This is a genomic window from Stackebrandtia soli (assembly GCF_965137155.1).
Lineage (GTDB): Bacteria > Actinomycetota > Actinomycetes > Mycobacteriales > Micromonosporaceae > Stackebrandtia > Stackebrandtia soli.
Window position 1 is genome coordinate 1 of record NZ_CBCRZX010000014.1, and the last position, 20,128, is coordinate 20,128.

General features: G+C 68.3%; 23 protein-coding genes and 1 tRNA gene. 12 read left to right on the forward strand and 12 right to left on the reverse strand.

Annotation, left to right across the window (positions count from 1 at the left end; all coding sequences use genetic code 11):
- The 3 genes from ACM9NP_RS10630 to ACM9NP_RS10640 form a co-directional block, all read right to left on the reverse strand.
- The coding region (locus ACM9NP_RS10630; RefSeq protein ID WP_415646483.1) for an MFS transporter at window positions 1-1,309 on the reverse strand (1,309 nt) is incomplete at its 3' end.
- Between the two features lie 95 nt (window positions 1,310-1,404).
- Window positions 1,405-1,878, reverse strand: coding sequence for a VOC family protein (locus ACM9NP_RS10635; protein WP_415646484.1), 474 nt, complete (start codon window positions 1,876-1,878; stop codon window positions 1,405-1,407).
- 24 nt (window positions 1,879-1,902) lie between these two features.
- The gene (locus ACM9NP_RS10640; protein ID WP_415646485.1) at window positions 1,903-2,310 is read right to left on the reverse strand and encodes a DoxX family protein; all 408 of its coding nucleotides are present in this window, start codon (window positions 2,308-2,310) and stop codon (window positions 1,903-1,905) included.
- 81 nt (window positions 2,311-2,391) lie between these two features.
- Here ACM9NP_RS10640 and ACM9NP_RS10645 point away from each other — a divergent pair, with 81 nt between their 5' ends.
- Window positions 2,392-2,877 carry a MarR family winged helix-turn-helix transcriptional regulator gene (locus tag ACM9NP_RS10645; RefSeq protein ID WP_415646486.1) on the forward strand — a complete coding sequence of 162 codons (486 nt, stop codon included), beginning with the start codon at window positions 2,392-2,394 and terminating at the stop codon, window positions 2,875-2,877.
- A gap of 82 nt (window positions 2,878-2,959) precedes the next feature.
- Here ACM9NP_RS10645 and ACM9NP_RS10650 read toward each other — a convergent pair whose 3' ends face one another.
- A complete protein-coding gene (locus tag ACM9NP_RS10650; RefSeq protein ID WP_415646487.1) occupies window positions 2,960-3,799 on the reverse strand; it encodes a siderophore-interacting protein in 840 nt (279 codons plus the stop codon).
- An 84-nt stretch (window positions 3,800-3,883) separates the two neighbouring features.
- On the reverse strand, window positions 3,884-4,690 hold the full coding sequence (locus tag ACM9NP_RS10655; protein WP_415646488.1) for a nucleotidyltransferase domain-containing protein: 807 nt from the start codon (window positions 4,688-4,690) through the stop codon (window positions 3,884-3,886).
- A 311-nt stretch (window positions 4,691-5,001) separates the two neighbouring features.
- Here ACM9NP_RS10655 and tsaD point away from each other — a divergent pair, with 311 nt between their 5' ends.
- The 3 genes from tsaD to proC all read left to right on the forward strand — a co-directional run bounded on the left by tsaD (window position 5,002) and on the right by proC (window position 8,289).
- Window positions 5,002-6,015 (forward strand): tRNA (adenosine(37)-N6)-threonylcarbamoyltransferase complex transferase subunit TsaD, encoded by a 1,014-nt coding sequence (tsaD, locus tag ACM9NP_RS10660; RefSeq protein WP_415646489.1) that lies wholly within the window; start codon window positions 5,002-5,004, stop codon window positions 6,013-6,015.
- 21 nt (window positions 6,016-6,036) lie between these two features.
- Complete coding sequence (gene rocD, locus ACM9NP_RS10665) at window positions 6,037-7,245, forward strand: ornithine--oxo-acid transaminase (RefSeq protein WP_415646490.1); 1,209 nt, start codon at window positions 6,037-6,039, stop codon at window positions 7,243-7,245.
- A 237-nt stretch (window positions 7,246-7,482) separates the two neighbouring features.
- Window positions 7,483-8,289 carry a pyrroline-5-carboxylate reductase gene (proC, locus tag ACM9NP_RS10670; protein WP_415646491.1) on the forward strand — a complete coding sequence of 269 codons (807 nt, stop codon included), beginning with the start codon at window positions 7,483-7,485 and terminating at the stop codon, window positions 8,287-8,289.
- A 34-nt stretch (window positions 8,290-8,323) separates the two neighbouring features.
- Here proC and ACM9NP_RS10675 read toward each other — a convergent pair whose 3' ends face one another.
- Window positions 8,324-8,683 (reverse strand): MmcQ/YjbR family DNA-binding protein, encoded by a 360-nt coding sequence (locus ACM9NP_RS10675; protein WP_415646492.1) that lies wholly within the window; start codon window positions 8,681-8,683, stop codon window positions 8,324-8,326.
- Between the two features lie 249 nt (window positions 8,684-8,932).
- Here ACM9NP_RS10675 and ACM9NP_RS10680 point away from each other — a divergent pair, with 249 nt between their 5' ends.
- Window positions 8,933-9,304 (forward strand): VOC family protein, encoded by a 372-nt coding sequence (locus tag ACM9NP_RS10680; protein WP_415646493.1) that lies wholly within the window; start codon window positions 8,933-8,935, stop codon window positions 9,302-9,304.
- An 8-nt stretch (window positions 9,305-9,312) separates the two neighbouring features.
- On the opposite strand, the gene ACM9NP_RS10685 is transcribed toward ACM9NP_RS10680, so the two are convergent.
- From ACM9NP_RS10685 to ACM9NP_RS10695, 3 genes are all read right to left on the reverse strand, one after another.
- Window positions 9,313-10,107, reverse strand: coding sequence for a nucleotidyltransferase domain-containing protein (locus tag ACM9NP_RS10685; protein ID WP_415646494.1), 795 nt, complete (start codon window positions 10,105-10,107; stop codon window positions 9,313-9,315).
- Between the two features lie 103 nt (window positions 10,108-10,210).
- The gene (locus ACM9NP_RS10690; protein ID WP_415646495.1) at window positions 10,211-11,023 is read right to left on the reverse strand and encodes a DUF3097 domain-containing protein; all 813 of its coding nucleotides are present in this window, start codon (window positions 11,021-11,023) and stop codon (window positions 10,211-10,213) included.
- 34 nt (window positions 11,024-11,057) lie between these two features.
- Window positions 11,058-12,059 carry a GNAT family N-acetyltransferase gene (locus ACM9NP_RS10695; protein ID WP_415646496.1) on the reverse strand — a complete coding sequence of 334 codons (1,002 nt, stop codon included), beginning with the start codon at window positions 12,057-12,059 and terminating at the stop codon, window positions 11,058-11,060.
- Window positions 12,060-12,130: 71 nt separating this feature from the next.
- On the opposite strand from ACM9NP_RS10695, the gene ACM9NP_RS10700 reads away from it, so the two are divergent.
- Window positions 12,131-12,382, forward strand: a complete 252-nt coding sequence (locus tag ACM9NP_RS10700) for a hypothetical protein (protein ID WP_415646497.1) — start codon at window positions 12,131-12,133, stop codon at window positions 12,380-12,382.
- On the opposite strand, the gene ACM9NP_RS10705 is transcribed toward ACM9NP_RS10700, so the two are convergent.
- Entirely contained in the window at window positions 12,379-13,383 is a 1,005-nt protein-coding gene (locus tag ACM9NP_RS10705) for a hypothetical protein (RefSeq protein WP_415646498.1), read from the reverse strand. The two genes, ACM9NP_RS10700 and ACM9NP_RS10705, sit on opposite strands and share 4 nt — an antisense overlap.
- Window positions 13,384-13,548: 165 nt before the next feature.
- Between ACM9NP_RS10705 and ACM9NP_RS10710 the strand changes: the two genes are divergently transcribed.
- From ACM9NP_RS10710 to ACM9NP_RS10720, 3 genes are all read left to right on the forward strand, one after another.
- Window positions 13,549-14,328 carry a YaaA family protein gene (locus ACM9NP_RS10710; protein WP_415646499.1) on the forward strand — a complete coding sequence of 260 codons (780 nt, stop codon included), beginning with the start codon at window positions 13,549-13,551 and terminating at the stop codon, window positions 14,326-14,328.
- 122 nt (window positions 14,329-14,450) lie between these two features.
- Entirely contained in the window at window positions 14,451-15,728 is a 1,278-nt protein-coding gene (locus ACM9NP_RS10715) for a cytochrome P450 (RefSeq protein ID WP_415646500.1), read from the forward strand.
- 108 nt (window positions 15,729-15,836) lie between these two features.
- A tRNA-His gene (locus ACM9NP_RS10720) sits at window positions 15,837-15,912 on the forward strand.
- A gap of 524 nt (window positions 15,913-16,436) precedes the next feature.
- On the opposite strand, the gene ACM9NP_RS10725 is transcribed toward ACM9NP_RS10720, so the two are convergent.
- Complete coding sequence (locus ACM9NP_RS10725) at window positions 16,437-16,838, reverse strand: VOC family protein (RefSeq protein WP_415646501.1); 402 nt, start codon at window positions 16,836-16,838, stop codon at window positions 16,437-16,439.
- A gap of 67 nt (window positions 16,839-16,905) precedes the next feature.
- Between ACM9NP_RS10725 and ACM9NP_RS10730 the strand changes: the two genes are divergently transcribed.
- Both ACM9NP_RS10730 and ACM9NP_RS10735 read left to right on the forward strand, forming a co-directional pair.
- Entirely contained in the window at window positions 16,906-17,664 is a 759-nt protein-coding gene (locus ACM9NP_RS10730) for a TetR/AcrR family transcriptional regulator (RefSeq protein WP_415646502.1), read from the forward strand.
- Between the two features lie 84 nt (window positions 17,665-17,748).
- Window positions 17,749-18,432 carry a DUF6333 family protein gene (locus ACM9NP_RS10735; RefSeq protein WP_415646503.1) on the forward strand — a complete coding sequence of 228 codons (684 nt, stop codon included), beginning with the start codon at window positions 17,749-17,751 and terminating at the stop codon, window positions 18,430-18,432.
- Between the two features lie 102 nt (window positions 18,433-18,534).
- Here ACM9NP_RS10735 and orn read toward each other — a convergent pair whose 3' ends face one another.
- Window positions 18,535-19,146, reverse strand: a complete 612-nt coding sequence (gene orn, locus ACM9NP_RS10740) for an oligoribonuclease (RefSeq protein ID WP_415646504.1) — start codon at window positions 19,144-19,146, stop codon at window positions 18,535-18,537.
- A gap of 83 nt (window positions 19,147-19,229) precedes the next feature.
- On the opposite strand from orn, the gene ACM9NP_RS10745 reads away from it, so the two are divergent.
- A complete protein-coding gene (locus tag ACM9NP_RS10745; protein WP_415646505.1) occupies window positions 19,230-20,108 on the forward strand; it encodes a MurR/RpiR family transcriptional regulator in 879 nt (292 codons plus the stop codon).
- Window positions 20,109-20,128 lie beyond the last annotated feature (20 nt).

The window sequence follows — 20,128 nt, forward strand, 5'->3', positions numbered from 1 at the left end:
CCGGTTGGGCGTCGGCGACGGGTGGGGCGGCGGGCTTGGTCGTCGTCGGTGTCGAACTGTGTCCCCGCAGGAGGACCAGGACGGCCAGTCCGGCGAGGGCGGCGGTCGCGCCGTGGATGTTGAGCATGGTGATGACGTCGACGGTTCCGGCGGTCGCGCCGGCGAGCGTCACGCCCGCCAGAAGGCACACCGCCAGGACGGCGGTCAGGAGCGCGAAGACCCTGCCGCGCAGACGATCGGGCACTTCGGTCTGCATGATCGTCAGGAACGCCGCCATCGACACGGCGCTCGGAACGCCGACGACGATCATGAGGACGATCGCGGGCGACAGACCCTGGTACCACTGTGGGTAGTTGAAGATCACGAGGTCGATGAAACCGAACAGGATCAATCCGAAGCCGGTCAGTATCCGTGGCGACAGGCGGGCGCCGAACCAGCCGGCCGTCAGCCCACCGAGGACGCCGCCGACGGCTTGGGCCGAGTTGAGCCAGCCGAACTCGACGGACCCGCCGCCGAGCGCGTCGCTGACGAAGACGACGTACAGGGTGCTGAATATGCCCTCTCCGACCTGGGTGATCGCGAGGACCGCGAAGACGATGAGGACGACGCGATTGGATGTCACGGTGGTGACGCCTTCGCGAAGTTCGCGCAGCACCCGCGTGACGGGGTGGCCGGTGGTGTCGCCCTCTACTTCGGCGCGATGCCGTCCGGTGACGAGAAGGACGAGCCCGGCGGCGATGGCGAAGGTCGCGACGTCGATGAGGACGACGCCGAACAGTCCGCCGGTGACGGCGACGGCACCGCCGAGGAGCGGCCCGGTGAAGCGGGCGAGGTTGTTGTTCGCGGAGTTCAGCGCGTTCGCCGTCAGCAGGTGTTCCTCGTCGACGACGCGGGGGAGTAGCGCGTTCTCGGCGGAGTTCGACAGTGTGCTGATCGCGGAGGTCGCGAAGGCGACGGCGATGACGATCCACAGGTCAGCGGCGGAGCGGACGAGCAGGAGGGGGAGGAGGGCCACGGCCTGGGCGATGTTGGTGCCGATCATGACTCGGCGCCGGTCGAGCCGGTCGACCATGACGCCGGCCCACGGGCCGAGGAGCAGCCAGGGGACGTAGGTCGCGGCGGTCGTGCCCGCGAGGGCCGTCGCCGATCCGGTCAGTTCGTAGACGGTGACGGGCAACGCGATGCGGAGCATCCAGCTGCCGCTCAACGAGATCAGCCCCGCCCACCAGAGCAGCCCGAAGTCTCGCTGTCGAAGTAGTGCCATTGCGCCCGCTCTGGCGGCACCCTTATGGCGTCTTTCTGATGTCATGTTGGGATCGTAGTGTCACCGCGCAAGGCATGCAAGCGCCCGACCGCCCGTACCGCGCGGTAATCGCGGTGGGCGGTCGGGCGTTCAGAGTGACGTCACAGTCGCAAGGGTTTGGGGGGCGCCAGGACCAGACTCGGGTCGGACCTCCAGTCGACGCCCGGGACGTCCACGTACAACTCGATCTCGTTGCCGTCCGGGTCGGCGATGTACAGGCTGTGCGACACGTGATGGTCGGTCGCGCCGAGGATCGGCACGCCCGCCTCGCGCAGCCGCTGGACGGCCTCACGCAGTTCGTCGTCGCTGTCGCCGATCTTCAATCCGAAGTGGTACAGGCCGAGTCGACGGCCGGCCGGGATCGGCGCGGCGCGCTCCCCCACCTCGATGAGCAGGAGTTCGTGGTGCGTACGGCCCGAGTCGGCGGCGAACAGCGCGATGCCCGCGCCGCCAAGGCTTTCGCCCCCGGTCGGCGGCGCGATCCGCCGCCAGCCGAGGACCTCCCCGTAGAAGTGCGCGGAGGCGGCGATGTCCTTGACGTACAGGACGAGGTGTCCGAGCTCCTTGATTTCCATGGCGTCTCCCGTGTGTCTGTGGTGTTACGCCGGGGCGGGTTCGCCCTCGGCGGTGGATTCGGTGGCCGCGCGCAGCCGGAACCGGCCCCACGCGATGAGCGCGGCGGCGACGGTGAGCACGATGGTCATCGCGGCGCCGGGCCATTCGGCGCGGACGGCGTGCGTGATCGTCGCGCCGACCATGACGACGACGAGACCGACGGCGGCCAGCGGAGTGAGGATGTCCAGGATGCCGAACGCGGCGGGCAGGATCAGCCCGATCGCGGCGAGGAGCTCGAGTCCGCCCAACACGGGAACGAACCAGACCGGGAAGGAGTCGATCCAACCCATCGTCTCCCGCAGGCTGTCCACGGGCTGGGTGAGCTTGGTGAATCCGGCACTGCCGAAGAACAGCGCCAGCGCGACCTGTCCGACCCACAAGACGATCTTCATAGATTTCTCCGTATCGATTGAATATTCAACTGTTCGAACGCTAGCACGGTTGAATATTCAAGTAAAGAGTAGGATGGCACCATGACGACTCCGCGCTGGCTCACCGACGACGAACAGGCCACCTGGCGTGCCTATCTGTGGTCGACCCAGCTGTTTCACGAGGCGCTCGATCGTCAACTTCAGCACGACTCGGGTATGCCGCACGCGTACTACATGATCCTGGCGATGCTGTCCGAGGCGCCGTCACACGCGCTCACGATGTCCGAGCTCGCCGAACGAACCCGCTTCTCACCGAGCAGACTGTCGCACGCCATGCGCAAGCTCGAAGGCAACGACTGGGTGACGAGGGGCCGAAACCCGCACTGCGGTCGGACCATCGTGGCGACGCTGACCGACGCCGGTCATGACGCGCTCGCCGCGGCCGCCCCGGGGCACGTCGCCGAGGTTCGCAAACTCCTGCTCGACAGGCTGACCCCGCAGGAGGCGCACGCGCTGCGCGACATCTCCATCAAGATCCTCAAGGGTCTCGGCGGTTGTGCGCAGCCCTCGCGAGACGACAATGGATAGTCCGATAAGGACGTAACTCCCTGGGGAGATCGCGGGATCGACCGATCCGCGCAACCCGCCGAAGTGCGGGCGGCGCCGAGGCTCAACCGCCGTTGACGGCGGTCGCCTTCTCCTTCGCCTTCCACGACCGGAACGCCTCGTCGGTGTCCCCGAGCCGCCAATAGCCCGACAGCGACAGCTGCGACTTGTCGATGCCGCGTTCCTTGATCAGGATCGGGCGAATCCGCTTCATGACCGTCTCGGCCTCGCCGTGAACGAAGAAATGGCCGACTCCGGGCGGGAACTCCACGAGCCGCACCGCGTCGACGAGTTCGTCGCGCGGGTTCGAGGTCTCCGCGTCATCGCGGTAGAGCCACGTGAAGTCCGCGTGCGGACAACCGCTGAGCTTCTGCTCCTCGTCCTCGTTGTCGACCTGGATGATGACCTTGACGATCGAGTCGTCCGGCATCCGCTCCAGGGCGGCTCCGATGGCGGGGATCGCGCTCTCGTCGCCGACGAGCAGGTGCCAGTCGGCGTCTTCTCGGGGTGCGTACGCTCCGCCGGGACCGAGCATCCGAAGGACGTCACCCGGTTTCGCCGCCGCCGCCCACGGCCCGGCGATGCCCGCGTCACCGTGGTGGACGAAGTCGATGTGCATCTCGTCCAGCACGCGATCGAAGCGCCGGACCGTGTAGGTGCGCCGCACCGGCCACTGGTCACGCGGACGATCGCGCTGGATGTCGTCCAGGCAGAACGGTTCGGGGTACTCGACACCCGGGGGCGCGAACAGCAACTTGACGTAGCGGTCGGTGAAACCGTTGTCGCGGAAGTCGTCGAGGCCGGGACCGGTCAACACGACCCGGATCATGTGCGGCGTCAGGCGCTCGGTGCGCGCGACGGTCAACTCGATGACACCCGATGGCTTGCGAGTCTGATTCGACACGACCTCAACCTCTTCCACGCGAATTTGGTTAGGCAACCCTAACACTTGATTCGGCGTTCGATCATACCCTTCCCGTGTCGCGCCTCACGTCGTCTCACCTGGGGGACGTGGGGCGTCCGCGATGACCATGTCGCAGAAGCCGAGCATCTCATCGCGTCGTGTCTCGGCCTTCGCGAACCGTGAAGGCGGGTCGCCGCCGCGACGGATCGCCAGGGCCTCCTCGACGATCGGATGCCAGCGCTCGTCGAAGACCTTCAGCGCGTACTGCCCGGCGCCGGTCTTGGACGTGATGTGTCCCGTCGTGAGCGTGTAGTGCAGGCGGGTCACCCCGAGAACGGTCCACGCCGTCAGCTCCGGCTTCAGCGCCTGGTCCCGCTCAGGCGAACCCGGAACCGACGCGGCCCGGCAACCCTCCCGCCAGTAGCCGTCGAGATTTCCGCGAACCCAGGCGGACAGCGCCGCCAGATTCGTCCCGACTGTGACGCTCCTCAGTGGTGGACCGGCGATCGTCACGCCGCCTTGGACGAGCCCGTGCCAGGTGACCCACAGGCGTTCGAAGGTCCCGACGCCGACGACCCCCTCGTGCGCGTGAACACCCGTCTCATATGGACCATTGGCGAGTTCGGCAGCGGTGGAGTAGATCCCGTCGACGTGTGTCTCCGGGAATCGCCCGGCGAGTCGCCGATGAGCCGAGGCCAATGCCTCCGTCTCCGCGGCGCTCGGTGCCTCGTCGAGGATCGTCACGAAATCGATGTCGCTCGTTCCGGGCCGAAAATCGTCGAGCGCGACCGAACCGTACAGGTACAGAGCCGATGGCGGTCGACCCAGCGCCGTCACCACCTCGCTCCGCAGGTGCTGCGTGATCTCGGTGACCAGGGGAGGAAGGTCCATGCCGGCCAAGCGTAGAGGTTTCCTCGCGGTTCCGGGGGGCGCGCGGCGGACGGTCGGCTCCCGCCGGCACCGGCCGTCCTCCCGTGTCGGCCCCGCGTCCCCCGCGTGGTCGATCACCGGGTTCGGTCAGGAGCGTCGGCTGGTCCGCCGGGCAACGGAACCGAGTGGTGGCGGCGCACTCGTCGCCCGGGCGGCGGAGGCCGGGCCGGTGGGTCGGTGTGCTGCAATAAGACCCGTTCGGCGCTCGTTCGCTCGGACTTCATGCGATTGACGCGACGCGCGGCGAAGCCGCGAACAGACGGGAGCGGCTGATGAGTCTGGTACTCGGTATCGAATCGTCATGCGATGAGACCGGTGTCGGTCTCGTTCGTGACGGCGTGCTGGTCGGCGAGGCCCTGTCGTCCAGTATGGAGGAACATGTCCGGTTCGGCGGTGTCGTGCCGGAGGTGGCCGCGCGAGCGCACCTGCACGCCCTCGTCCCGACGGCGCGGGCGGCGCTCGACTCGGCCGGGCTCAAGTTGTCCGACGTCGACTATGTGGCGGTGACGGCCGGCCCCGGACTGGCCACGGCCCTTCAGGTCGGCTTGGCCGCGGGGAAGGCATATGCCCTGTCGCTGGGCGTTCCGCTGTTCGGCGTGCATCATCTCGCCGGGCACATCGCCGCCGACACCCTCGCGAATGGACCTCTGCCGCCGCACAGCATCGGCCTGGTCGTGTCCGGCGGTCACACCTCGCTCTTGAAGCTCGGTGACCTCGCCCGCGACCCGATCATCCATTTGGGAGACACGGCGGACGACGCCGCGGGCGAGGCCTTCGACAAGGTCGCCCGCATCCTCGACCTCGGTTATCCCGGCGGTCCCGCGATCCAGCGCGCCGCCGAGGGCGGCGACCCGACCGCGATCACCTTCCCTCGCCCGACGACCGGCCGATACGGCTTCTCGTTCTCCGGTTTGAAGACCGCCGTCGCCCGCTGGCACGCCAAGCACAGCGCGGGCGTGCCCATTGCGGACATCGCGGCGTCCTTTCAGGAGGCCGTCGTGGATGTGTTGACCGCCAAGGCGGTCCTGGCCTGCACCGACCACGGCATCGACACACTGGTCATGGCCGGTGGGGTCGCCGCGAACTCGCGTCTGCGGGCCGTCGCCGAGGAACGCTGTGCCGCAGCCGGAATCACGCTGCGAGTGCCGCCGCCCCGGCTGTGCACCGACAATGGGGCCATGATCGCGGCGGTCGGTAGCCTGTTGGTGGCCGCGGGCGGAGAGGTGTCGCCGTTGACTCTGTCCGCCAACCCCTCGGCCGTTTTGACCAGCGCATACATCACGTGAACCGACTCAAAGGTGAGGACCATGTCGACAGTACCCACCAAGGCCATTTTGGACCTTGAAGACCAGCACGGCGCGCACAACTACCACCCGCTCCCGGTGGTCCTGCGCGAAGGCGAGGGCGCGTGGGTGACCGACGCCGACGGCCGCCGATACCTCGACCTGCTGTCGGCGTACTCGGCGATGAACTTCGGCCACCGGCACCCGCGCCTCGTCGCCGCCGCCCACAAGCAACTCGACCAGCTGACGCTCACCAGCCGCGCGTTCCACAACGACCAGCTCGGTTACTTCTGCGCCGAGCTCGCCGAACTCGCCGGCATGGACGCCGTCCTGCCGATGAACACCGGCGCCGAAGCCGTCGAGACGGCGATCAAGGCCGCCCGCAAATGGGGTTACCAGAAGAAGGGCGTCGCCGCCGAATCCGCGCGGATCATCGTCTTCGATGGCAACTTCCACGGCCGCACCACGACGATCATCAGCTTCTCCACGGACGCGACCGCCCGCGACGACTTCGGCCCCTACACGCCGGGCTTCGACATCGTCGCCTATGGGGACGCCGACGCCGTCCGGAACGCGATCACCGACAACACGGTCGCCGTCCTCGTCGAGCCCGTGCAGGGCGAGGCGGGTGTGCTGCTTCCGCCGGATGGTTGGCTCACCGAACTGCGTCAGATCTGCGATGACAACAACATGCTGTTCATCGCCGACGAGATCCAGTCGGGCCTCGGCCGGACCGGCCACACCTTCGCCTGCGACCACGAGGGCGTCCGCCCCGACATCTACATCCTCGGCAAGGCCCTCGGCGGCGGCATTCTCCCGCTGTCGGCGATCGTCGCCGACCGTGCCGTCATGGACGTCTTCAAGCCCGGCCAGCACGGCAGCACCTTCGGCGGAAACCCGCTGGCGTGCGCCGTCGGTCGTGAGGTCATCGCGATGTTGAAGACCGGCGAATGGCAGGACCGGGCTCTCGAACTCGAGAAGCACCTCATCGAGAGGCTCGAATCCCTCGACCCGTCGATGATCAAGGAGCTGCGGGTTCGCGGCCTGTGGGCCGGCGTCGAACTGTCCGACAAGGCCCCGTCGGCTCGCCTCGTGTGTGAGCGGATGGCCGCCGAAGGCGTGCTGTGCAAGGAGACCCACGTGACGACGGTCCGCATCGCGCCGCCGCTGACCATCACGCCGGCGGAGCTCGACCACGCGGTCGAGGTCTTCGCGCGGGCGCTGGCCGCCTGACGTTCGTTCCGTCCGCGGCGGAGCGCTCGCGGCGGCGGACCGGTCCCGCCCGACCGAGCGGGATCGTTTCACACGGCCCGAGACGACGGGACGATTCAGCATGACGGCTCGGAGCCGAACCGGCTCCGAGCCGTTCTAACGCACCGGTCGCGGCTCACCGGCCGTTTCGCCACGGGCACCGCCGTGCCGTCGCGCTTCGTCGGGCCCTAACCTTGAGTGGTCGTTAGGAGTGACACCATGACCACGGTAGCTGTCCTGGGGGCCGGGAAGATCGGCCTGACCGTCCTGTCAGGACTATTGCGCTCCGGCTGGGAAGCCGGTTCCCTGATCGCCACCGCGCGGCGGCCGAGCCGCGCCGCCGAACTCGAGGCCGCGCTCGGCATCCGGGTTCTGCCGACCACCGAGGCCGTCGCGGCGGCCGACATCACCGTCGTCGCCGTCAAGCCCCAGGACGCCGGGGCGCTGCTGGAGGAGCTGTTGGGCTCCTACCCACCCGGTCAGCTGCTCGTCTCGTTGTGCGCCGGTCTGCCCACATCGTTCTTCGAGAAGCGGCTACCCACCGACACTCCCGTGATCCGGGCCATGACGAACACGCCCGCCCTTGTGGACGAGGCCATGACGGTCCTGTCGGCCGGCACCTCCGCGACGAGCGATCACCTGGCGCTCGCCGAATCCCTGTTCGCGCCGCTCGGGAAGACGATGAGGCTCGACGAGAGCCACCAGGACGCCGTGACCGCGCTGTCGGGCTCCGGTCCCGCGTACTTCTACTACCTGGTCGAAGCCATGACGGACGCCGCGATCCTGCTCGGTCTGCCGCGCACGATCGCGTCCGAACTCATCACCCAGACCGCCGTCGGTGCCGCCGCGATGCTCAAGGAGGCGGGCAGCCACCCCGTCCAACTGCGCGAGGCGGTCACGTCCCCGGCGGGGACCACCATCAACGCCGTTCGGGAACTGGAACGACACCGCGTCCGCGCCGCGCTCGCCGACGCCGTCGAGGCCGCCCGAGACCGCGCGCGCGACATCGCCGCCGAACAGTCCTGACGCGCGGGCGGGCGCCGTCTCGGCCCCGCCCGTCTCAATCGTCCAGGGTCGCGGCCAGCCGCTTCGGCGCGACCGCACGGTAGGCGTCGGTGACGATCTCGGTGATCTCGTCCCAGTCGATCCCGGGGACGTCGAGGTACACGCCCAGCCACCCGCGTGTGCCCACATAGGGCGGTACGAAGAAGCGCCGAGGATCCGCCGCCACCGCGGCTGCGGCCTCGCCTTCGGGTGCGGCGCACCAGAACCCGACCCGGTCGTCGTGGTGGTTCTGGGCCGCGGTGACGAACATCCGCTTGCCCCGGACGAACCACGCCGGTTCACCATGGCTCACCCGCTCGACGACCTCGGGCAGGGTCGCGCACCGTCGACGAAGAAGCTCGATCACGTCGGTCATCCCGCCATTGTCGCCCTCGGCGCGCCGCCTTCGTCGACACCACTGGAATCCGGCACCACAGGTTCATCACCCCCGAAGCGGTGACTGACGAGACTTGACCGACCCCGGCGTCTCCTCCCGTCGTCCAACCGTCCGAAAGCCGCCCCACGTGACGAATCTCGGTTCCTTCGCCGCGATCGGGTTGCGATGATCAAGTCACGCCCACGACTCGTCGACGATAGACGGGACATCGAACCCCCGAGGAGACATATGTCCACTGTGATTCACAACATCGCGATCGACTGCGCCGATCCGTATCGGCTCGCCCAGTTCTGGAGCGCCGTCCTCGACCGCCCGCTGGTCGACGCCGAACCCGGCGATCCCGAGCTCTCCCTGCCGTTGACGGACTCCCAGAATCTGTACTTCCAGGCCGTCCCGGAACCCAAGAACGGCAAGAACCGCCTGCACGTGTGTCTCTGCCCCGACCGGCCCCGCGACGAGGAGGTCGAGCGGTTGCTCGCGCTCGGCGCGACCCTCTCGGAAGACCACCGGCGGTCGGACGGTTCCGGGTGGGCGGTCCTTCTCGACATCGAGGGCAACGAGTTCTGCGTACTGCGCTCGGCCGCGGAGCGGCACGCCTGACGTCGGCCCTACGAGATCAACTCGATGTCGAGTGTGGCCCGCAGGTGTTCGGCGAGCGCGACGTGCATGCCGTCCGGCCAAGCCAACCCGCATTGCCCGTAAAGCATGCGCGACAACGGGAAGAACAACCGCGCGCACGTCACGTTGTAGGCGACGACGGAGCCGGAGTCGCTGTGCAGGGGCGGCAGCGCGCGCAGCTGTTCGTAGTGCCGATCGGGCAGGACCCGTCTGGCCGACAGCATGCCGCCCCTGTCCACGACCACGGCGTCCTGCTTCATCAGTTCAATGAGGAGATTGCGGACCAGCGCCGCCCCGGACACACCGGTCGCGATGTCGTCGCGACCCACGACGACGGGCAGGAGCCCGAGCACCCGCATGAACTCGATGGTGAGACGTTCGACGGTGGCCGCGTCCGCGCCGAGCTCGTGCGTCGCGTCCGACAGGAGCGCGTCGAGGTCGTCGCTGCCGTGCACCAACTGGGCGCCGTCCCTGCGATACCGCGACAGGGCCTCGGTGCCGCACAGGGAGATGTCGAAACGGAGCCATTCCTTGGTGATGAAGTTGAATATCGGGGCGGCGCCCAACTGCTGCGAGTAGACGAGCGGGAACGCCGCGGAGACGAGGTCGATGACGCTGCCGCTGAGCTTGTCGACGTCGTCCGACGCGGCGGCGACCAGCAGGTCGACATCGCTGTGCTCATCGGATTCACCGCGCCCACGGCTGCCCACGAGCCAGATGCCCGCGACACGGGAATCCGCGGCCAACGTGTCGCGGAGCCGGGCGACGAGAGTGGGGTATTCCATGCGCCTCACGATACGGTCCGGCGCTCCTGTCACCGGCGGAAGGCCGCGCGACAGGAGATCGACTCCGCCCCAATGGTTTCGGCTCCGGCGCAGATCGGCGCGGCTATCGCGCGCCGGGTTCCGTCACGAAGTCGATGAGTTCCTCGACGCCGCCGAGGAGCGCGGGTTCCAGGTCGGTGTAGTCGTTGACGGAACCGAGGATGCGCCGCCACGCGTCGGCGGGCGCGCAGTTCCAGCCGAGGGCGTCGATCACGCCCTCCTTCCACGGGCGTCCCGGCGGTACGACGGGCCACTCCGGAATGCCCACGCTCGCGGGCTTCACCGCCTGCCAGATGTCGATGAACGGGTGTCCGCAGACGAGAACGTGTGCGCTGGTGACCCGAGCGGCGATCCGGCTCTCCTTCGAGCCGTCGACGAGGTGGTCGACGAGCACGCCGAGGCGACGGTCCGCCCGGGGGTCGAATTCATCCACAATGGCGGGAAGGTCGTCGATTCCCTCCAGGTATTCGACGACGACTCCTTCGACACGAAGATCGTGCCCCCACACCCGTTCGACGAGTGCCGCGTCGTGGACGCCCTCGACGTAGATCCGGCTCGCCTTGGCGACCTTCGCCCTGTCGTCACCGAGGACCGAACCGGACGCGCTGCGACGGGGGGCCGTCGCGGCGCGGCGGGGTCGCACCAGGGTGACCGGGGCGCCGTCGATGAGGAAACCGGCGCGCAGCAACGGGAACACCCGGTGCTTGCCGTGCCGGTCCTCGAGCGTCACATGGTCGGGGGCACAGCCGACGACGGCGCCGCAGAAGCCGCTGCCCGGTTCCTCCACGACGACACCGGGTGCGGCCTCGACCTCCGGGACGGGCAGCCGTTTCGGGTGTCGCCAGTCTCCGGACAGGACGTCGTTGCCGTATCGCATCGGTCCATTGTCGCAAAACCCGCTCGTGGCGGCGTCAGTCGGCGCTGCCGCTCTGCCACTCCTCGAAGTGCTCCACGGTCTCGAATCCGAGCTCGTCGTTGATCGCGTTCATGTGGTCGTTCTGTAGGGCGTTCCACGTCTCGATGCGATCCCGGTCGCGGAACTCCGCCAGTCGGCGCAGGTTGATGAGTTTCAGCAGCGCGCCGAGTCGGTGTCCACGATGGTCCGGCAGCACCAGCGTGTCCCACTGGTAGGCCTTGTGCGCCTCCAGGCCGGGAATCGCGATCTGGGTGTGCCCGGCGAGCGTCCCGTCCGGGGCGACCGCGACGGCCGTCAGGATCGTCCGGCGTTGCTCGGCGGTGACGCGCTCCTCGGCGCGCAGCCGCTCGACGTCCCAGTGCTCCAGCTCGTAGTCGAGCTCGCCGAGGGGCGCCTGCACCGACAGCAGCGCCTTCAACTGGGCGTACTGCTCCGCGTATTCGTCGGGGCAGCTGTCCCGCCAGGTCGTGATCCGGTAGCCGCCGGACCTCTCCAGCGCCCTCCGTTCCATGCGGTCCAACAGGGACGGTTCGACCGGCAGGCGCAGGACCCGTCGCGCCTCGGTGTTGCGGCGAGTGAGGCCCCGTTTCGTCAGGAACGCGACGCCCGGTTCCTCTGGGGCGTTCACCGGCTGATTCACGGCGGTGCCGATGACGGGGCGGCCGAGCTCGGTGATCCGCGCCGCGACCGCGTCGTACAGGGCGGAGCCGATGCCGCGACGGCGATGTTCGGCCGGGACGGCGATCCCGAACTCGGCGAGGTTCTGGTTGTCCCGCAGCGGATATTCGACCTCGGCGGCCCCGACGACGACGCCGTCCTCGACGGCCGCGAACAGCTCGTGTTCCCAGCTGCGATCGGGGTCGCGATAGGACACGAGGAGTTCGGCGACGGTCCAGATAGGCGGATCGACGCGGCCCACGCGATAGCCGGCGTCGAAGACCGCGTGCCACGCGGCGAAATCATCGTCGTCGAGCACATCGACCATGCGGATATCCATGCGGTGACGCTAACATCGGGTCGGGTCGGTGGCACACCGCTTTTCCGGCCCGCCAGATGGAAAGGGACGCCATGGCGAGCTTCTACGTCGTCGTCGGAATCGCGCTCGTCGTCGGCTCGATCGCGTGGATGATCTCGCCGCGAGCACGACATCGCATGAAGCGATACGCGCTCATGGCCGCCGTGGTCGCGTTGATCCTCGCGGTGCTGTACAACTACGGCCAGCGCGACGATCTCGGTGGTGCGAGTGCGACGTCCACGGTGGAGTCGGTGTTAACTGCCGTCCGTGAACCGACCACGAGCGGCGGGCGCGACGAGTCCTAGATCCACGGCCCCGGCAGCGGCTCGCCCGCGTACTCGCGGTACCAGAGACCGCGATAGCAGCGCCACGGTTGCGGTTTCAGCTGAGTGGGCTCGAAGATCCGTTCCAGCATCGTCCGCGCCTGGAGGAAGAAGTCGAGTCGGTCCGCCGGCTCGGCGATGTGCTCGACGTCGTCGGTGTCCGGGCTGGGCGTCGGGAGGATGAACAGGGACGGCCACACGGTCGTGTACTGCGCCAACTGAAGCAGGTGGTCGCGGAGCACGTCGAGGGTGTCGTTGCCGATCGTGTGCGTGAACGACGTCTCGTGTCCGGCGGCGCGCGCCGCCGCGAGCATCCCGACGAGTTCGTCGGTGGGGGCCTCGGCGTCGGCGAACAGCGTGAACGGCGCGACCCGTTCCGCCAACGCCTCCATGCCCTCGGGGGTGCGCACGACGGACGACAGCAGGCCGATCCGCGCCGTCATGTCCAAACGCGACATCGCGGTGCGCAGGGTCGCGAGGTCCGCGATCGCGGCCTCCTCGCTCTCGTAGCCCGCGCCGGTGACCGTGACTTCCTGCAGATCGGCGAGCGTGTTCCCGACTGGAAGTGAGATCGCCAGATCGGCGAGCAGCCGCGCGTAGCCGTCCTCCGCCGAGGCCTCATCCGAGCCGGGGTGGATGGTCGCGGCGGTACCGGCGGCCCGCAGGTAACCGCTCACGGCGTTGTCGGCGCGGACGTCGACCACCGCCGCCACCGGCGTGCCGTCGACGCACAGCTGGTTGTCGGTGATCGTGAACGGCGAGGTCGGCTGCCCCGACGGGACGACGAGCTGGTACACCTCGTCCTCGGGAGGCTGGACTTTCAACCGGATCTTCTGTCGCCCCTCGATGGGGGTGCGGACGCCGTGGATGTTCAGCGCGATCAGGAGCGTCTCTCCCCAACCGACCTGATGACGGTGCGCGAGATGGCGCCACTGGTGCACCGTCGTCGACGTCGCCGATGACGTGCTCCCGGCAGAGTTCATTACGTCGACTCCTCGTGTGCGATGACTGCCCGTCTGCGTGGGTCTTTTTTCGATGGTGCGCAGACCGAAGCGACTATACGTCCCCGTTTCCACGGCGCCAGCGTACTTGGCCCCGATATGACCGCGACTATGCTGACCTGCCATGAACACGCGAGGAGGGGCGCCGTGCTGATCCTGTTGCCGCCGTCGGAAGGCAAGACGGCGCCGGACGACGGCCCCCCGATCGACTGGGCCCGTTTGTCTCTGCCGCAACTGAACCCGACCCGCGAACGCGTGCTCGGCTCCTTGGCGCGACTGTGCGCGGGCGACGCCGACCATGCCGCCGACGTGCTGAAACTCGGCCCGACGCAGCGCGCCGACCTCGCGCGCAACGTGGCCTTGCGTTCGGCCGCAACGGCTCCCGCCGCCTCGGTGTACACGGGGGTCCTCTACGACGCGCTCGCTATCAACACAATGGACGAAACGGTGCGGCGGCGCTGCGACGAGCGGGTGTTGATCTTCTCCGGCCTGTGGGGTGCCGTCCGACCGGATGACCCGATTCCGGCCTATCGGTGCTCCGCGAACGTCAAGCTGCCACACCTGGCCGACGATCGGTCGATCGTCGCCGCCACGCACTGGCGGGCCCCACTGCGGACCGTCCTCGACCCGATCGGGCAGGGAGAGTTCGTCGTCGACCTGCGTTCCGGGCCGTACCGGTCGATGTGGCGGCCGTCCGGGAAGTCGGCCACTATCCGCGTCCTGAGCGAACGCGTCGACGCCGGGGTCGTGAAACGGACGATCGTCAGCCACTTCAACAAGGCGACCAAGGGCCGACTGTGCGCCGACCTGCTGCGCGCCGACGTCGACTGTGGTGACCGGAGCGGACTCGCCTCCGCGCTGATCGACCTCGGATACCGCGTCGAAGAATCGGGCACCGACCAGCTGGACATCGTCATCGACGGCTGAACCGACTCCCCGTCGCGGGCGATCGACCCTCTACAGTCGAAAATCCACCCCCGCCCGATATGGTCGATATACGCTGATTCGTGGCCAATTCAGTGTTCTCGATCTCGCGTGAGGGTGATCTCATGACGGGCGAACTCGATGACTCGGGCGCGTCGATGCGCAACCCCGCGCGGGCGACGATGCGCGACAGCCTGAGCGCTCGCACCTATCTGTCGGCGTGGCCGACGGCCCAGGGCCTGTTCCACGCGCGCCCGCGCGTTCGCCAGGTCGCCCGGCAACTCGACGTCGCGTTGCAGACGATCCTCCTGTGCGACCGGCTGCGGCGGGAACACGACGAGTCGCCCGTCTGGTTGCGCACCGGCAACGTCGGCACGCTCCTGATCATCCACCGCGACGACATCGCGTCGATCCTCTATGGCGCCCCGGAGCCGTTCACGGCGGACACCGCCGTCAAACACGCGGGCATGAGCCAATATCAGCCCGGCGCGGTCTCGCTGTGTCGTGGCGCGCAGTGGCGTCGCGTTCGCGACCTCATCGACACGGTCCTGTCGGAAGCCGCCGACGACCCCGCGCACGCCGCCACCGCGCGGACGATGGCGCGGAACGTCGTCGACACGCACCACGAGTGGGACTTCCGCACGTGGTTGGAGCTGCATCGGCGGCTCGCCCGTCACGTCGTCCTCGGCGAGCGGGCGGCGGGGGACCAGGCCGTGACGGACCTGCTGGCGTCCATGACGGCCAGCGCCAACCGGGTCTCGGGTCGGCCGGACCCGTCGATACCGGCCTTCAACGTCATGATCGAGAGCTACCTGCGCGACCCGCAGCCGGGCAGCGTCGCGGCGAACCTCGTCGAACTCGAGACCCCGCAGGCGCCCGCGGCCCCGCAGTTGGCGCACCTGCTGACGAAGCTCGGCGACACCTTGGCGCTCAACACCTTTCACGCGCTGCAACTGCTCGCGGCGCGGCCGCCGACGACCACGGGGCCGATCTACATGACCGCCGCGTTGCAGGAGGCGGCTCGGCTGTGGCCGACGTCGGGGGTGCTCACGCGTGAGTCGACGCACGACACCCGTTGGGGGGAGGAGCTCGTCCCCGCCGGCACCCAGTTCCTGATCGTCAACACCTTCGGCCACCGGGATCGTCGTCGCGTCGACTACGCCGACGACTTCCTGCCCACCGAATGGCTGGACGGCGGCAGCGCCCAGTCCGAGATGCTGTTCAACGGTTTCGGGCACGGCCCGCAGGACTGTCCAGGGGAGGAGCTCGCGCTGTCGTGCGGCTCCGCGATCCTGGCGGCGGTAACCGAGGCCGTCGAGATCGAACCGCCGTCGGGGGTGCTGCGTGACGACGGCCGTGTCGCCTACTCCTCGCAGGCGCTGGCCCCGATCCGTCGGCGCTGAGCGTCGCAGGCGTGGCAGGTGACGGGTTCCTGTTGTAACCGCAAACCCGGTTGCGGCGGCGGTGGACGCCATGTTTATCATTGAGCGTCGCCGACTCCGGCGAACATGGTGGTCGTAGCTCAGTTGGTAGAGCACCTGGTTGTGGTCCAGGATGTCGCGGGTTCGAGTCCCGTCGGTCACCCCATTGTGAACGGTCGTCGGATCGGCGGAAACGCTGATCGGGCGGCCGTTTCGCTTTTCCTCCGATGTGCCGGTACAGGGACACCGCCTCACGCCGTTCGGTCGGAGCCTCGAATGCCGACGACTCTCGAACGCCCTGCCCGTCGCCACGACGGGAGGGACAGGGTCGGGCGTGAAGCCGTCGCGGAAGTGTCGGGCTTGCGTGGCCCGTATCGCCCGGTGTACATAGGCGCGAAACGGCATGGCGACGAGTCGGACGGCACGGCCCGGGACCCGATCGCAACCTCGCTCGGCGCAGGGGGCGCAGCGTGGACGTCGACCCGTGTCGACATCGCCGGACCATGGTGGGATCGCCATCTGCCGAGTCGTCGCGGCCAAGACGGCGATGACCATGTCATCTCGTATGGAACGTCGGGTGGTCGCGCAGAACGGGATTCGCGACCCGTTCTCGGTGGCTTTCGGCACGGCGACTCGTCGAACCTTCCGAGTCGACGGGCGCCCGGCGTTCCAGCCGGGCACCCGAATTGTCTACTGTGTTTGATCGGCTTCGGCCTCGACCCACTGAACGAGCTGGATCACGATTCCGTTCGGGTCCATCACCTGGAAGTAACGCTCTCCCCAGGGTTCCGTCTCGATCGGGGTGGGGATCGAGAGGTCGAGCGCGCTCAGTCGCTTCCACTCGGCGTCGATGTCGTCGACGACGAAGGCGATGAGCGTGCCCTGGCCCGAGCTCCCGGCGATCGACGTCGGTTTGAACGTTTCCAGGCCGGTCCGCAGGTAGATGACGTTGAAGCCCGCGTCCGGCCGGGACAGGGACACGAAGCCGTCCGCCGACATGTCGACCGTGAAACCGAAGTGGTCGCGAAGGAAGCCCGCGGAGGCGTCGACGTCGGGAACGTTGAGGGAGATGGCGGAGGCGGTGATACGCAAAGGTGATCCTCTCGTCTGACGGTCAGCAATCACCGTACATAGTACGGCAATTGCTAGAATCGGCCACATGACAGTGACCGACGCCTCCGAACCGGCATGCCTCCTGCGTTTGTTGTGGCGGTCCCGCCTAGCGGTACCCGCCCGGCGCGGACCGAAGGCGCGCGTCTCGATCGACCAGATCGTGGCGGCGGGAATCGCGCTCGCCGACCGGGACGGGGCCGAGGCCCCGACGATCCGCGCCGTCGCGGCGTCGGTCGGCGTCGCGCCGATGACCATCTACTCGCACGTGCCGGACAAGGCCACGCTCGTCGCGCTCATGGTCGACCAGGCGCTGCGCGACATGCCCACGACGCCGATCGCCACCGACCCGATCGAGCGGCTGGGGAACGTTCTCGACGACAACCACCGTCTGTACCTCGCGCACCCGTGGCTCATCGCCGCGTACACCGAACGACCCCCGATGGGGCCGGGTGTCATCGGGAAGTACGAGCGGGAACTCGCGGCCTTCGACGGAATGCGCCTGTCCGCACTCGACGTCGACTCGGCGCTGACCTTTCTGCTGAACTTCGCCCGATCCGCCGCCGCCGACGTGGTCGCGGCGCGCGCCGAAGCGGAGCGCGGTTCGGCGGGGGACTGGTGGGCCGCGCTCGAACCCGAGCTGACCGCGTTGATCTCCGCGGCGGACTATCCATTGGCGACGGCAATCGGAACGCAGGCGGGCGAGGCGCTCGGTGGTGCCTACAACGCCGACCACGCGTACCGTTTCGGTCGTGCCCGCGTCCTCACCGCGATCGCCGAACTCGCCGATCCCGGTGCCTCCGAATGACCGCGTAACAGTCGCCTCCGGTTGACGCGGAAGCGCTTGAGCGCCGACGTTCCGCTGTCGCACCTCGCGGTTATCGTTTCGCGGGTGACCGATACCGATGAGCTCTACGTGCGTGAATCAGTGACGACTCTGACCGTCATGCTGGCGGTCCCGGTGCAAGGCGCGGACGTGGCAGTCCATGATTCGGCGCGCGCCAGGGAGTTCGTTCAGAATATGACTACTGTGGACGAAATTCTGGAGCAACTGCCCGATTGCGCGATGGACGCGTTGCAACCCACGAGTCGCTCCGATCTGGACTATGTTCGCGTGGGGTGCTGGGGTCGAGTGACGCACGTGGTGGATCCGGGGCTGGCCTCGGACTTTCTGCACATGCCGTTGACGGAGGAGATCTCCAATCAGGAGACACGATTCCCCGGCGCCCGTGTCGTCGGAGAGGTGTACCTGGACATGGGCGGCGAGTACGCCGAGAGTGTCGTTTCGTTGCCCGGAGTACCACGCCTCGTCGTCAGGCAGTGGGACGACGGGACGGAGGCGACCGGCGATCTGCGTCAGGTCCTCGACGCGCTGGGGATGGTGCCCGCCGACGTCGACGAGGACTTCGACCCGGAGACCTTGGAGGACTGGGACCCGGAACCGGTTCTGCGGCGGGCTCTCGACGGATTCGACGCCGACCCCTGGACCGAGCCGAGTCGGAACTGGTCGGTGTTCCGAGTGCGCCGACCGGACGGCTTCGTCAGTGGGATGGAGGAGGTGTGGTTCGGCAGGTGACCCATGCCGACCTGTCGTGACGGCCGACCGCGTCGGGACTCGGCGCGATGTTCGGAGGCGGTGGTCGGTGAAACCGAGTCCGACCACCGCGCCTCCGTCGTCTCAGGCGCCCTTGGCCTCCTCGGCCACCTTGCGGCCGATCGCCGCCGCCTCCTCGACGTCCGGTCCGGGCAGCGGGATGAAGACCGCGCGCCGGTAGTACTCGAGCTCCTGGATGCTCTCGTGGATGTCGGCGAGCGCGCGGTGCGCCATGCCCTTCGGAGGTTGTCCGAAGTAGACTCGCGGATACCAGCGCCGAACGAGTTCCTTGATGGACGACACGTCCACCATCCGGTAGTGCAGATGCTCGTTCAGCGCGGGCATGTCGCGCGCGATGAAGCTCCGATCGGTCGCGATCGAGTTGCCGCACAGCGGCGCCGCGCGCACCTCGGGCACATGCTTGCGCACGTAGTCGAGCACCTGCCGTTCCGCTTCGGCGACCGTCGTGGTGGCGGACCGGACGAGCTCCGTCAGCCCGGACTTCTCGTGCATGTCCCTGACCACGGGCACCATCGAGTCGAGTAGGGCGTCATCGGTTCCGATGACGATGTCGAGGCCCTCGTCGATGATGTTCAAGTTCGCGTCGGTGACGAGCACCGCGATTTCGATGAGCGTGTCGCGGGTCAAGTCCAGACCCGTCATTTCGCAGTCGATCCATACCAAACGATCAGTCACCCGCAATACGATACGCACCACCGGACCGGGCCCGACCGGATGCTGTATTGACGGCGGTCGGCGCCGACACGTACGGTCGTTTCGTGTCCACTCAACGACAGTCTCCCGCGAGCCTCTCCGCGATCATCAACGGTGTACTGCCGTCGTTGACCGCCGCCGAGGCGCGCGTCGCCCAAGTGGTGATCAAAGACCCGGCCGCCGTCGCCGAGCTGACGATCACCGCGCTCGCCGAGGCCGCGTCGACGTCGGAGGCGACCGTGATCCGCTTCTGTCGCGCGCTTGGCATGCGGGGCCACCGTCAGCTGCGGCTTCGTGCCGCGCAGGCGGCGGCAGCTGGAGAGGACGCCCCGGACAAGCAGGTCGCGGGCGGCGACATCCCCGTCGGCGCCGACATGCGCCGGGTGATCGACACGGTGGCATACGCCGATTCGCACGCGGTGGCGGACACCGCGAAATCCCTCGACGCCGACGTGTGCGACGAGGTGGTCGCGGCTCTGAGCGCGGCGGGTCGCATCGACGTCTTCGGTGTCGGCGCCTCCGGTTTCGTCGCCGCCGACCTCGCTCAGAAGCTGCACCGGATCGGTTTGATCGTCTTCTGTTGGCCGGACGTGCACGCGGCGTTGACCGGGGCGGCGCTGCTCGGACCGGGAGACGTCGCCGTCGGCATCTCGCACTCCGGTGCGACGTCGGACGTGGTCGACACGCTCGGCGTCGCGCGCGACGGAGGCGCGACGACCGTGTGCCTCACGAACCATCCCCGGTCGCCGATCACCGCCGTGTCCGACCATGTGTTGACGACGGCCGCCCGCGAGACGACGTTCCGCTCCGGCGCCACGGCCAGCCGTATAGCGCAACTCACAGTCATCGACTGTCTGTTCGTCGGAGTGGCCGCCTCACGTCGGGTCGAGGCGACGAATGCCCTGGCCACGACCGCGGTCGCCGTAGCCGGCCGTCGCACGTGACGCGGTCACGTAACGCCGTG